The 12,993-nt window shown below is 64.4% G+C and carries 9 protein-coding genes and 1 riboswitch; of the genes, 8 read left to right on the forward strand and 1 reads right to left on the reverse strand.

The window, feature by feature from the left end:
- The first annotated feature begins 133 nt into the window (after positions 1-133).
- Genes ileS through ndk form a run of 4 tightly spaced genes read left to right on the forward strand, consistent with a single transcriptional unit; the run spans position 134 to position 5,759 of the window.
- Positions 134-3,466: an isoleucine--tRNA ligase gene (ileS, locus tag AB0323_RS13525; protein WP_366177807.1), complete on the forward strand. Its 3,333-nt coding sequence runs from the start codon at positions 134-136 to the stop codon at positions 3,464-3,466.
- Positions 3,467-3,469: 3 nt separating this feature from the next.
- Positions 3,470-4,831, forward strand: a complete 1,362-nt coding sequence (locus AB0323_RS13530; protein ID WP_366177772.1) for a folylpolyglutamate synthase/dihydrofolate synthase family protein — start codon at positions 3,470-3,472, stop codon at positions 4,829-4,831.
- Positions 4,832-4,833: 2 nt separating this feature from the next.
- Positions 4,834-5,286 (forward strand): DUF4233 domain-containing protein, encoded by a 453-nt coding sequence (locus tag AB0323_RS13535; protein ID WP_364537835.1) that lies wholly within the window; start codon positions 4,834-4,836, stop codon positions 5,284-5,286.
- Between the two features lie 53 nt (positions 5,287-5,339).
- Positions 5,340-5,759 (forward strand): nucleoside-diphosphate kinase, encoded by a 420-nt coding sequence (gene ndk / locus AB0323_RS13540; RefSeq protein WP_364537833.1) that lies wholly within the window; start codon positions 5,340-5,342, stop codon positions 5,757-5,759.
- Positions 5,760-5,861: 102 nt separating this feature from the next.
- Here ndk and AB0323_RS13545 read toward each other — a convergent pair whose 3' ends face one another.
- The gene (locus AB0323_RS13545) at positions 5,862-6,545 is read right to left on the reverse strand and encodes a vitamin K epoxide reductase family protein (protein WP_366177773.1); all 684 of its coding nucleotides are present in this window, start codon (positions 6,543-6,545) and stop codon (positions 5,862-5,864) included.
- 469 nt (positions 6,546-7,014) lie between these two features.
- Between AB0323_RS13545 and AB0323_RS13550 the strand changes: the two genes are divergently transcribed.
- The 4 genes from AB0323_RS13550 to rpmA all read left to right on the forward strand — a co-directional run bounded on the left by AB0323_RS13550 (position 7,015) and on the right by rpmA (position 12,976).
- Positions 7,015-10,158, forward strand: coding sequence for an Rne/Rng family ribonuclease (locus AB0323_RS13550; protein WP_366177774.1), 3,144 nt, complete (start codon positions 7,015-7,017; stop codon positions 10,156-10,158).
- 155 nt (positions 10,159-10,313) lie between these two features.
- A riboswitch (TPP riboswitch) is annotated at positions 10,314-10,410 on the forward strand.
- Complete coding sequence (thiD, locus tag AB0323_RS13555; protein WP_366177775.1) at positions 10,402-11,922, forward strand: bifunctional hydroxymethylpyrimidine kinase/phosphomethylpyrimidine kinase; 1,521 nt, start codon at positions 10,402-10,404, stop codon at positions 11,920-11,922. (Overlaps the previous riboswitch by 9 nt.)
- 421 nt (positions 11,923-12,343) lie before the next feature.
- Positions 12,344-12,652, forward strand: a complete 309-nt coding sequence (gene rplU / locus AB0323_RS13560) for a 50S ribosomal protein L21 (protein WP_028267456.1) — start codon at positions 12,344-12,346, stop codon at positions 12,650-12,652.
- 60 nt (positions 12,653-12,712) lie between these two features.
- Positions 12,713-12,976, forward strand: coding sequence for a 50S ribosomal protein L27 (gene rpmA, locus AB0323_RS13565; protein ID WP_003803426.1), 264 nt, complete (start codon positions 12,713-12,715; stop codon positions 12,974-12,976).
- Positions 12,977-12,993 lie beyond the last annotated feature (17 nt).

The raw sequence follows: 12,993 nt of genomic DNA on the forward strand, positions 1-12,993 counted from the left end.
TTCACGGGGAGCAGCCCCAGCGACGGTAAGTGAGGTGGTACCGCGGTACCGGAGCTGTTGGAAACAACGCCTGGCGCCGTCCTCGCATCCTGAATGAAACTTTGTGTTCACCGGCTCAACCCAGGATGAAGAGATGACGTATTACCCCAAGGCCTCCACCGCAGTGTCAGGCACAGCTCCGTCCGGCACCTCCACGGGGGTGTCCGCCTCCGTGAAGTTCCCGGAGATCGAAGAGCGCATCCTCAAATACTGGGATGAAGACGGCACCTTCCAAGCCAGCATCGACCAGCGCAGCGCCGACCTTCCCGGCGGCCACCCTGGCAGCAACGAGTTCGTCTTCTACGACGGTCCTCCCTTCGCCAATGGCCTGCCCCACTACGGCCACCTGCTCACGGGGTACGCCAAGGACCTGGTAGGCCGTTACCAGACCCAGCGCGGCAAGCGCGTCGAACGGCGCTTCGGCTGGGACACCCACGGCCTGCCCGCTGAACTCGAGGCCATGAAGCAACTGGGCATGACGGACAAGACCCAGATCGAAGCGATGGGCATCGACAAGTTCAACGACGCGTGCCGTGCCTCGGTCATGAAGTACGCAGACGAATGGAAGAGCTACGTCACGCGCCAGGCACGCTGGGTGGACTTCGACAACGACTACAAGACCCTCAACGTCGAATACATGGAGTCTGTCCTGTGGGCCTTCAAGCAGCTTCACGAGAAGGGCCTCACCTACAACGGGTACCGCGTCCTGCCGTACTGCTGGAAGGACGAGACGCCGCTGTCCAACCATGAGCTGCGCATGGACGACGATGTCTACAAGAACCGCCAGGACCAGACCGTCACCGTGACCTTCCCCATCAAGGCGGGGGAGTCGGAACTCTCCAAGTCCCTTGAGGGTGTGCAGGCGCTCGCATGGACCACGACCCCCTGGACACTGCCCACCAACCTGGCGCTCGCAGTCGGGCCTGATATCGCTTACGCGGTGGTTCCCGCCGGTCCCAACGGCATCAAGGCCGCCTCGCCGGAGGCCCCGGTGACGGGCAGCTTCCTGCTGGCTGCCGATCTCCTCGGCACCTACGCCAAGGACCTGGGGTACGACGACGGCGCTGCCGCCACCGCTGCCGTCACAGCCAGCTACGCCGGCACCGAGTTGGCCGGCCTGGAGTACGAGCCGCTTTGGGACTATTTTTCCGACACCGAGAAGTACGGCACGCAGAACGGCTGGCGTTTCCTCGTGGCGGACTACGTCACCACCACCGACGGCACGGGCATTGTCCACCAGGCGCCGGCGTACGGTGAAGACGACCAGAAAGTCTGTGAGGACGCGGGTATCCCCGTGGTCCTTTCCGTCGATGAAGGCGCCAAGTTCCTCCACCTGTTCGCGCACGGACCCCTCGCCGAAATCTCCGGGCTGCAGGTGTTCGATGCCAACAAGCCGATCACGCAGGCACTACGTTCCGGCGGTCGTTTGGTCCGCCAAGCCAGCTACGAGCACAGCTACCCGCACTGCTGGCGCTGCCGCAACCCTTTGATCTACCGTGCCGTGTCTTCCTGGTATGTGGAGGTCACCAAGTTCAAGGACCGGATGTCCGAACTGAACCAGGAGATCAACTGGATCCCGGGCAACGTCAAGGACGGACAGTTCGGCAAGTGGCTGGCCAACGCCCGCGACTGGTCCATCAGCCGCAACCGTTACTGGGGCTCGCCCATCCCGGTATGGCAGTCCGATGACCCCGAGTACCCGCGCACGGACGTTTATGGCTCGCTCGCCGAAATGGAGGCCGATTTCGGCCGCCTTCCGATGAACAACGACGGCCAGGTCGACCTGCACCGCCCGTTCATCGACGAACTCACCCGGCCCAACCCGGACGACCCGCGCTCCCCTGAAGAGGGCCAGTCCACCATGCGCCGGGTCGAGGACGTCCTGGACGTCTGGTTCGACTCGGGCTCCATGCCGTACGGGCAGGTGCACTATCCGTTCCAGAACGAGGAATGGTTCGACACCCACAACCCCGCAGACTTCATCGTCGAGTACATCGGGCAGACCCGCGGCTGGTTCTACATGCTGCACATCCTGTCCACGGCACTCTTCGACCGGCCGGCGTTCCGCAATGTGATCAGCCATGGCATCGTCCTGGGCTCCGACGGGCAGAAGATGTCCAAGAGCCTGCGCAACTACCCGGACGTCTCCGAGGTCCTGGACCGCGACGGCTCCGACGCCATGCGGTGGTTCTTGATGTCCAGCCCCATCCTGCGCGGCGGCAACCTCGTGGTCACCGAACAGGGAATCCGCGACGGCGTCCGCCAGGTGATCTTGCCGCTGTGGAACGTCTACAGCTTCTTCACCCTGTACACGAACGCCTCCAATGGCGGCGCCGGCTATGACGCCAAGCTGCGCTACGACGGCTACACGGACACCCTGGACCAGTACTTGCTGGCAAACACAGGCGACCTCGTCCGCAACGTCACTTCCAGCCTGGACGAATACGACATTTCCGGAGCCTGCGATGAACTGCGCAGCTACCTGGACATGCTCACCAACTGGTACGTCCGCCGTAGCCGTCAGCGCTTCTTCGACGAGAACACCGACGCCTTCGACGCACTCCATACGGCCCTCGAAGCCGTCTGCCGTGTCTCGGCATCGCTGCTTCCCTTGGTTTCCGAGGAGATCTGGCGCGGCCTGACCGGCGGGCGCTCCGTGCACCTGGCCGATTGGCCAGAGGCAAGCCTGTTCCCGGCAACCCCGGGACTTGTCGAAGCCATGGACCGGGTCCAGCAGATCTGCTCCACCGGTTCCAGCTTGCGCAAGGCCGCCAACCTTCGCGTTCGCCTGCCGCTGCAGGAACTCACGGTGGTCGCACCCGGCGCGGACGCGCTGGAAGGCTTCGCCGCCGTCGTCGCGGATGAACTGAACCTGCGTTCCGTCCGGCTCCTGGATGCCGCTACGGCGTCGCCGGAGGAATTCGGGATCGAGCAGAAACTCGTGGTCAACGCACGCGCCGCAGGTCCCCGACTGGGCAAGAATGTCCAGCAGGCCATCAAGGGTTCCAAGTCCGGCGACTGGTCCGTTTCCGATGGTGGAGTGGTCACGGCAGGGGGCCTTGAGCTGGAGCCGCAGGAGTACACGCTCGAGACCGTCGTCGCGGAATCTGCAGGCGGAGCCTCCGCGGCTGTCGCTGTCCTTCCGGGCGGCGGATTCGTGGTCCTGAACACGGAAGTCACTCCGGAGCTGGCTGCCGAAGGCCTGGCGCGCGACATGGTCCGTGCCATCCAGCAGGCCCGCAAGGACGCAGGACTCAACGTGAGCGACCGCATCCACACCACGGTCCTGGCCGTCCCCGACGTTGTTGACGCCTTGCGCGCCAATGAAGACCTGGTCAAGACCGAAACCCTGTCCCTCAAGCTCGACCCCGTCGTCTCCGGCGACGCCGCCGAGCCGCAGATCACCGTTACCAAGATCGAGGCCTAGTACATGAGCGACGAATTCTCCGTAGAAAGTGTCTACGCCGAACTCCTGGGCCGCGCCCCGGAAAACAAAATGGAGCCGCGGCTGGCGCCCCTGTACCGGGCGATGGATGTGCTGGGGGAGCCCAACAAGGCGTTCCCGATCATCCACATCACCGGCACCAACGGCAAGACCTCCACCGCCCGCATGATCGAGGCGGGGCTTCGCGCGCACGGCCTGAGCACGGGCCGCTACACGAGTCCGCACCTGTCAAAGGTGACCGAGCGCATCAGCATCGACGGCGAGCCGGTTTCGGATGAGACCTTTGTCCGGATCTGGGACGAGATCCGTCCGTACCTTGAGATCGTGGACAAGGAACTCGAGGCCGACGGCCAGCCCAAGCTCACGTACTTCGAGTGCCTGACCATCCTCGGCTTCGCGATCTTCGCTGACCAACCCGTCAATGTCGCCGTGATTGAAGTAGGGCTGGGCGGCATTACCGATGCCACGAATGTGGGCGACGGGCAGGTGTCCGTGGTGACGCCGATCTCGCTTGACCATACGGACCTCCTCGGCGACACCACCGAGGATATCGCCTACGAGAAGGCCGGAATCATCAAGCCCGGCGGCTTCCTGATCAGCGCGGCCCAGCCCGTGGACGCCGCCCAGGTGCTCCTGGAGAAGGCGCGCGAAGTGGGCGTGCCGTTCCGCTTCGAAGGCGTCGAATTCGGGGTCGAGTCCCGCAGCGTGGCCGTCGGCGGCCAAGTGCTGACCATCCAGGGGCTCGCGGGCCGCTATGAGGACCTGCTGCTGCCCTTGCACGGCGCGCACCAGGCCGAGAACGCGGCAGTCGCCGTCGCTGCCCTGGAGGCCTTCTTCGGTGGAGGCGAAAAAGAGCTCGACGGCGACCTCGTGCGCGAGGCTTTCGGCAATGTCACCTCGCCCGGCCGCCTTGAGGTGGTGCGCACCGCTCCCACGATCATCGTGGATGCCGCCCACAACCCTGAAGGCATCCGCGTCTCAGCCGAGGCAATCGAGGAGGCCTTCAGCTTCAGCAAGCTGGTGGTGGTCCTCGGGGTCCTGAAGGAAAAGGACGCGGAAGAAATCCTGCGGCAGCTCAAGGAATCCCTGGGCGGACTGGCAGAGGAGTTCTGCTTCACGCAGTCCAGCTCGCCGCGGGCCATCCCGGCCGCGCAACTGGCCGATCTCGCCGTCGACCTTGGCTTTGGTGCGGACAACGTCCACATTGCCGAGAAGCTGGATGACGCGATCGAGTGGGCCGTGGAGCGTGCCGAAGCCAACGATGACCTGGCCGGCGGGGTACTCGTCACGGGTTCCATCACCGTGGTGGCCGAAGCCCGCATGCTCCTCGGGAAGGCAGGTTCCTGAGCATGGCCAAACTCACCAAAGCCCAGCGCGAATGGCGGCCCGGGATGCCCAAGAAGCGCCGCTCAACCAAGGTGATGTTCGCTTCGACCGTGTTGCTCCTGGAGGCCTTCGTCGCGTTCTTCGCCACCTTGGCAGTCTTCGGACTGAAACGTGGCGAGGTGCAGCCGGCGCTGATCCTGACATCCGGGATCACCCTGAGCCTGGTGCTGATCCTGGCTTGTGCCGTGCTTAGCAAGCCCTGGGGCATCGGTGTCGGCTGGGTATTGCAGCTGGTCTTGATTCTTTGCGGCATCGTCGAGCCCACGATGTTCGTGGTGGGAGTCCTGTTCGCGGCCTGCTGGTGGTACGGCATCCGTGCCGGCATGAGGATCGACCGCGAGAACGCCCAGCGCGATCGTGAGCAAGCCGAGTGGAACGCTTCGCATGGGGAAGACTCTGCCGGGCAGTCCGCCTGAGCGAAACCCCGTAAACTGGCTGGGAAACCCACACACTCAACATTGGAGCAACCGTGAGCATTGAGCGCACCCTTGTACTGATCAAGCCCGACGGCGTCGCCCGCAACTTGAGCGGCAGCATCCTCGCCCGCATCGAGTCCAAGGGATACTCCCTGATCGAATTGAAGAAGGTCAACGCCACCCGGGAGCTGCTGGAGCAGCACTATGAAGAGCACCTCGGCAAGCCGTTCTACGAGCCGCTGGTCGAGTTCATGCTCAGCGGCCCCGTCGTCGCCGCCATCTTCGAGGGTCACCGCGTGATCGAAGGCTTCCGCTCCCTCGCAGGAACCACGGACCCCACGACGGCGGCGCCGGGCACCATCCGCGGCGACTTCGGCCGCGACTGGGGCCTGGCAGTGCAGCAGAACCTGGTCCACGGTTCCGATTCGGTGGATTCCGCCGAGCGCGAGATCAAGATCTGGTTCGGCGCGTAGTTTCCAGGCACGCCAAAAACGAACAACGCGGGGTCACTTACGGTCCATCCGGAGGTCCGGAATGGGCCGTAAGTGACCCCGCGTTAGTTAAGGGGCAAGTGCTCAGTAACCGGACGTTCCGATGAAGACATTGATGAAGGCGAAGAAAATGCTTGCGATCACGGCAACGTAGAGCAACGCGGAAATGATCCAACCGGATTCGCTGAGGATCCCGGCAAGGCGGGCGGGCGCTGGAATGACCCCGTGCGCGACGTTCCGGATGGTCACGAAGACGAAGAGCGGGATCATGCATGCCCAGACCACCATGCAGAACGGGCACAGGATGTGAATGACATACAGTGCCTGGGACCAGAGCCAGACGATGAAGATGAAGCCCAGGGTGACGCCGGTCTGCAGTCCGATCCAGTACCAGCGTGCGAACTTGGCTCCGGCAAAGATCGCCATCGCGGTGGTGATGATCACGGCGAAGGCCACAATGCCGATGAACATGTTGGGGAAACCGAAAACCGAACTCTGCGGTGTCTTCATGACGCTGCCGCAGGACACCCAGGGATTGAGGTCGCAGGCCGTTACGTGGTTGGGGTCGATGAGAACCTGCAGCTTTTCCAGCACGAGCGCCCCTGATGCGAGCCACGCTATGGCGCCGGTGGCGAGGAGCAGCCACGCAAAGGGGCGGTCGCGGACCATGCGTGGCATAGCTGCGTCGACGGCGTTTTCCCGGTAGGGGGTTTTCCCCTCCGGAAGGGCATCGTTGTTGGCCAGGTTCGGGCTGGCAGGGCTCGGCATGGTTGGCTGTCCTTTTCTGGATGGCCCGGCGCAGGACCGGGGACTGCTCTTGGGAGGATTCTAGCCGCGACGGCTGGATGACGCGTCCAGCGACGGCGGCGGCGCGGAAGCCTTCAGGGCGTGTTTCCTGCCGGGGGTGCGGGCGTGTGAGAGAATGAACTTGGCCGGAAGCCGATCCACATGCGGAATCCGGTCCGGTATCTTGTTCCCAAGACCGCCAGCCATATGCAGGGCATGCCCAGGATCCAATGATCCCCGGTAGGGCCGCAGTGGCAATGGACGGCACCTGGTTGTGGCATTAGAACAACGGGTTTGGAGCGAAGCCGGCTTTCCGTGGATGCCGCACCCCCATGCTGGTGCGAACCGGAAAGACTACTACTGACTTCTGTCAACGCCTGCGGGTTTTGACAATATTGCCCCTCTGGGCACCGGATGTGGCGGTTGCGCAAGGGCAGGAGTGTTGCCACATATGGATAATGAGCAAGTTGTAGCCGCCGCCGAAGATGCGGCGTCCACCGAGACCACTGAAGCACCCAAAAAGGTCACCCGCACCCGCCGCAAGGCGGCACCGAAGACGGTCGCCGCGGATGAAGCCCCCGACGCCGGAGCTGCCGCAGCCGACGCTGAGCCCCCCGCCGGGTCGACGGACATCGAAGCGCCCAAGGCTCCTGTCCGGCGCACCAGGGCTCGAAAGAAGGTCGAAACTTCCGAGCCGCTGCCAGGTTTCGCCGAAGAAGCTTCCACGGAAGGTGGCGAGGCGCCGGAGGTTCCAGCCGTCGTCGAAACTGAAATGGCTGCAGAGGCCGAAGCCGCCCCCGAGAAGCCGGTCCGCCGCCGTCGTACAACGAGGGCAAAGAGCGCCGAGCCCGTCGCCGAAGAAGCCCCGGTTGAACCGCCCGCTCTCGGGGTTGCCCCCGAGGAAAACAGTGTGGAACCGCCGGCTGCGGAGATTGCGCCCGAGGAAACCACCGAGGAGCCGGCCGTCGAGGCGGAAGCTGCAAGCCCGATCGCATCGCTGTTCCTGGAACCTTCGTCCGTCACGTCCATGATCTTCCAGGCACCGGACTTGAGCGCGGTTGCCAGGCCGGCCGTCGTCGAAGAAAAACCGCAGGCTGGCGCTGAGGAACTTTCCGAGGACAACGAACTGGACGAAGCCGGCAGCCGCCGACGCCGTCGCAGCCGTGGGCGTCGTGGACGCCGGGGCAACGAGCGTGATGAAGCCGCGGGAGAAGAAACGTCCGCGGAGTCCGATGACGAGGCAGAAGCCGGTACCGAGGAAGCCCTCGAAGAAGGCGTGACTTCCCGCCGTCGTCGGCGTCGTCGTCGTGGCGACCAGGACCTGGAGCTGACCGGCGGCGGAGACGACGATCCCCCCAACACGGTCACCCGTGTCCGTGCTCCCCGCGCACACGTTGAGTCCACTAGCGGCTCCGACCGCGTCACGAGCGTCAAGGGCTCCACCCGCCTTGAAGCCAAGAAGCAGCGCCGCCGCGAGTCCCGCGAGACCGGCCGCCGCCGCCAGGTCATCACCGAGGCCGAATTCCTGGCCCGCCGCGAGTCCGTGGACCGCCAGATGATCGTCCGCCAGCGCGACGACAGGATCCAGATCGGCGTCCTGGAAGACGGCGTCCTCGCGGAGCACTTCGTGTCCAAGACACAGCAGGATTCCCTGATCGGCAACGTGTACCTGGGCAAGGTCCAGAACGTGCTGCCGTCGATGGAAGCCGCGTTCGTCGACATCGGACGCGGCCGCAACGCCGTGCTGTACGCCGGTGAAGTCAATTGGGATGCCGTCACTCTGGAAGGCAAGCCGCGCCGCATCGAAAACGCCCTGAAATCCGGCGATTCCGTGCTGGTTCAGGTCACTAAGGACCCCGTGGGCCACAAGGGCGCACGCCTGACGAGCCAGATTTCGCTTCCCGGCCGCTACCTTGTGTACGTGCCCGGCGGTTCAATGACCGGTATTTCCCGCAAGCTGCCCGACGTCGAGCGCAACCGCCTGAAGAAGATCCTCAAGGATCGCCTCCCGGAGAATGCGGGCGTCATTGTGCGCACCGCCGCCGAGGGTGCTTCCGAGGAAGAGCTGACGCACGATATCAACCGTTTGCGGGCCCAGTGGGAAGGCATCGAAAGCCAGTCCACATCCACCAAGATCCTGGCCCCGGAACTGCTGTACGGCGAACCGGACCTCACCATCAAGGTTGTCCGCGACGTCTTCAACGAGGACTTCTCCAAGCTCATCGTCTCCGGCGATGAGGCCTGGGACACCATCGAGGCCTACGTCACCTACGTGGCGCCGGACCTGGTGGGCCGCCTCGAAAAGTGGACCTCGGATCAGGACATCTTCTCGGCCTGGCGCGTGGACGAACAGATCCACAAAGCCTTGGAGCGCAAGGTCTTCCTGCCCTCCGGTGGTTCGCTCGTGATCGACCGTACCGAGGCCATGACGGTTGTTGACGTCAACACCGGGAAGTTCACCGGCAGCGGTGGCAACCTCGAGGAAACCGTCACCAAGAACAACCTTGAGGCTGCCGAGGAAGTGGTCCGCCAGCTGCGCTTGCGCGACATCGGCGGAATCATCGTGATCGACTTCATCGACATGGTCCTGGAATCCAACCGCGATCTCGTGTTGCGCCGGTTGGTCGAGTGCCTCGGCCGGGACCGCACCAAGCACCAGGTCGCCGAAGTGACGTCGCTCGGTTTGGTCCAGATGACCCGCAAGCGTATGGGCACCGGCCTGCTTGAGGTCTTCGGCGAGCAGTGCGAAACGTGCGGAGGGCGCGGAATCGTCACGCACGACGAGCCGGTGGAGCACCGTCGGGCCAACGTGGTGGCCGCCGAACACCACCACCCGCGTACGGAGTCACAGCCGGCCGTCCGGCCGGAACAGCGCAAGCGCCGCCGCGGCAGGGGCACGGGGCAGGGGACCACCGAGCTCCCGATGACCCCTCCTGTGCAGGTCCACTCCGTGGAATCCACTGACCCGAATCGCCAGGCAGCCACCCGCGCCGCCCTTGCCACCATTGCGGCTGCCGCCCACGCTGCCCACTTGCACGACGACGAGCTCCACCATGCGGCGGAATTGCTCGCCGACGGGCACGTAGCGGAAGCGACCCCGGTCCAGGCCCCTGCGGCCCCGGTCCAGGCTCCTGCCGCTGCATCGGGTGGCGAAGAACGTTCGACGCCTGTGCTGCGGTTCGGCGGCGAGGAAGTGGCGTTGCCCTTCGTCCACCACGAAGAGGAGCCAGCGAGTGGTGCGCCTGCCATGAGCCTGGACCTGTTGGCACAGGCATTCGCTGGCCTCGGAGAAGCCCCGGACACCACGGCGACCGCGACAGAAACCAAGGAAGCGCCCGCAGCGGCCCCGGCAGCCGCTGCAAGCGTAGAATCCCCGGAGGCGGGTCCGCGTGGACGCCGAGGCCGCCGCAACCGTAGTGCCAGCCGCGCCCAGGGTGCCGCCAACGCCACCAACGTCGAGCACCACGAGGTTGCCGCGGCCGCCTCCGGTGGGGCCGCGCACGAGGCAAAGGCGGCGGACGCTGCTCCGGCCAAGCCGACGGCGGCAGCGGAACCGATCATCCTCGGAGTCGGCGTGCCCAAGTCCGAACTCTAAACGCAATACCCTCTCCGAAGCCCCGGCTGTTCCCGCTCGAGTGGAAACCGCCGGGGCTTCTGCGTTGCAGGTCAATCGACCGGACCTCCCTGCAGCGGCTGCAGGAGTTGCAAAGGGCGGTTTCAGCGGGCGGGGCGTGATCCGGGTTAAGCTAGGGGACTGACACGGGGTGCCGCGCACCAAGCCGGCTGAGACCAGACCCGTTGAACCTGTCCGGTTAGCACCGGCGAAGGGATGTCTCGCATGACTGTTACGGCGCAATCAGCCGTCTACCCGCTCAAGGCCGTCCAGCGCCCTATTCCCAGGGTCCTGAGCATTGCGGGCTCGGATCCTTCAGGTGGCGCCGGGATCCAGGCAGACCTCAAGAGCATCGCGGCCAACGGCGGCTACGGCATGGCCGTCATCACGGCGCTCACCGTACAAAACACCCAGGGAGTCACTGCCGTCCACGTGCCACCCGTGGAGTTCCTGCGCCAGCAGCTGGACGCCATTAGCGACGACATCACCGTTGATGCCGTCAAGATCGGCATGCTCGGGGATGCGGCGGTCATCCACGAAGTCCGCCGCTGGCTCGGGGACGCCCGCCCCGCCGTCGTCGTGCTGGACCCGGTGATGATCGCCACCAGCGGCGACCGGCTCCTGGCGGAGTCCGCTGAAGCCGCACTGCGGGAACTTCTGCCCCTGGCTGACTTGGTGACCCCCAACCTTCCTGAACTGGCCATGCTGCTAGGCGAACCTGAGGCCACTGACTGGGCATCGGCATTGGAGCAAGGCAAACGCCTGGCTGCCGCCTGTGGGAACACCGTCCTGGTGAAGGGCGGCCATCTGCAGGGAGCGGGCTGCCCCGACGCCCTCGTCAACACCGGGGGAGTCCTGAGCCAGGACGTGGTGGAATTCGCCGGCCAACGGGTGGAGACCCGCAATAGCCACGGCACGGGATGTTCCCTGTCGTCGGCGATGGCGACGGCCAAGGCGCGGACCGGCGATTGGGAGTCCGCCCTGCGTGTGGTCAAGCCGTGGCTCCAGGAGGCGCTGACCCAGTCCGGGGTACTGGAAGTGGGGAAGGGCAACGGGCCGATCCATCACTTCCACGGGCTCCGGCATTCCCTTCAACCGGGGGATTTTGCCGTCCGGATGTGGGAAGCCGCCCAAACGGAACTCGCGGCCATTTACGGCCTCGACTTCATCCGGCACTTGCAATCCGGCGGCCTCAGCGAAGCGCAGTTCAGCTATTACCTGTCGCAGGATGCCATCTATCTCAACGGCTATTCCCGTGTCCTGGCGCGGGCAAGCGCCCTCGCTCCAAACGAAGCCGAACAGCTGTTCTGGGCCCGCGGCTCGCAGATGTGCCTTGAAGTCGAGTCCGAGCTGCATCGGAATTGGCTCAGCGGACGCCAGGTAAGCGGAGGGCTGGGCCCGGTCACCAAAGCCTACGTCGACCACTTGCTGGCGGCATCGGCGTCGGGCAGCTATGCCGTCCTGCTGGCTGCCATACTTCCCTGCTACTGGTTGTACGCCGAAGTAGGACAGCAGCTCCACCATGGCTACATGCAGGCGGGAGCGTCGGACGAGCACCCTTACGCGGACTGGCTGCGCACCTACGCAGACGAGGCGTTCGCCGAGGCCACCCGCAAGGCGATCGACATCACGGATGCCGCCGCGCAGGCCGCAACGCCTGCGGAGCGCACCGAAATGCTGGAGGCATTCACCCAGTCCTGCCGCTATGAAACGGCGTTCTTCGATGCTCCAAGGTTGCACGGCTGAACCCGGATTCCTGTCGCGGAAGGATGGGAGCAAGGCCTGTGCCGGAGGGCGCTGCAGCGTGTCGGAGTGGGGATCCGGGCTTTTCCCGCCCGGCAGGGTAAGGTGGACGGGCACGGTACCGGATGGCGGCATAGCCAGTCTGTGGCAGCCATCACGTGGCAGCCTCCGGACCTGGCCTCATTTGCAGCCGAAGGCGAAACTAGCGTAATCTAGATCTTCGGTGCTTACGCCAACACTTGGGTTATGCCCCCAGAAACCGTTCATTTGGAACTGACCTTTCATTTGGAACTATTCGAGGGATGACTCATGGATTCCGTACCGGAGTCCACGGCGTTGAGGCACAGCGTGAACCAGGCCCGTTTTCGGATCGGGGTTCCGCACGCAAATTTAGTAATAAACGTCGAGAGAAGTGAGTGCCCAAGTGGTGTACGCGATTGTCCGCGCAGGCGGCCGCCAAGAAAAGGTTTCCGTTGGAGACTACGTAACCCTGAACCGCGTCCCCGGTGGAGCCGGCAGCACCCTTGAGCTGCCCGCACTGCTCCTGGTGGACGGTGACAAGGTCACCTCCGCTGCTGCGGATCTGGCCAAGGTCAAGGTTACGGCTGAGATCCTCGAAGACCTCCGTGGTCCGAAGATCGTCATCCAGAAGTTCAAGAACAAGACCGGCTACAAGAAGCGCCAGGGTCACCGTCAAGAACTGACCAAGATCAAGATCACCGGTATCAAGTAACCACTGGTTGCTGTTCAGGTTTTCAACAGATTCCCCAGAATTTAAAGGCAGGCATTTCAAATGGCACATAAAAAAGGCGCGAGCTCCACTCGCAACGGTCGTGACTCCAACGCCCAGTACCTCGGCGTAAAGCGCTTCGGTGGCCAGGTCGTTTCCGCAGGCGAGATCATCGTCCGCCAGCGCGGCACCCACTTCCACCCGGGCGCTGGTGTCGGCCGCGGAGGCGACGACACCCTGTTCGCCCTGCAGGCAGGTGCGGTTGAGTTCGGTACTCGCCGCGGCCGTCGCGTAGTGAACATCGTTGCTGCTGCAGCTGCAGAGTAATAACACGTTCTGAAAGG

This window comes from Arthrobacter sp. NPDC080031 (genome assembly GCF_040702485.1).
GTDB lineage: Bacteria > Actinomycetota > Actinomycetes > Actinomycetales > Micrococcaceae > Arthrobacter.

Bases quoted from the DNA above. Each gene is read 5' to 3' on its own strand.
- ileS (WP_366177807.1), top strand. From the start codon at position 134: ATGACGTATTACCCCAAGGCCTCCACCGCAGTGTCAGGCACAGCTCCG.
- AB0323_RS13530 (WP_366177772.1), top strand. From the start codon at position 3,470: ATGAGCGACGAATTCTCCGTAGAAAGTGTCTACGCCGAACTCCTGGGC.
- AB0323_RS13535 (WP_364537835.1), top strand. From the start codon at position 4,834: ATGGCCAAACTCACCAAAGCCCAGCGCGAATGGCGGCCCGGGATGCCC.
- AB0323_RS13545 (WP_366177773.1), bottom strand. From the start codon at position 6,545: ATGCCGAGCCCTGCCAGCCCGAACCTGGCCAACAACGATGCCCTTCCG.
- AB0323_RS13550 (WP_366177774.1), top strand. From the start codon at position 7,015: ATGGATAATGAGCAAGTTGTAGCCGCCGCCGAAGATGCGGCGTCCACC.
- thiD (WP_366177775.1), top strand. From the start codon at position 10,402: ATGACTGTTACGGCGCAATCAGCCGTCTACCCGCTCAAGGCCGTCCAG.
- rpmA (WP_003803426.1), top strand. From the start codon at position 12,713: ATGGCACATAAAAAAGGCGCGAGCTCCACTCGCAACGGTCGTGACTCC.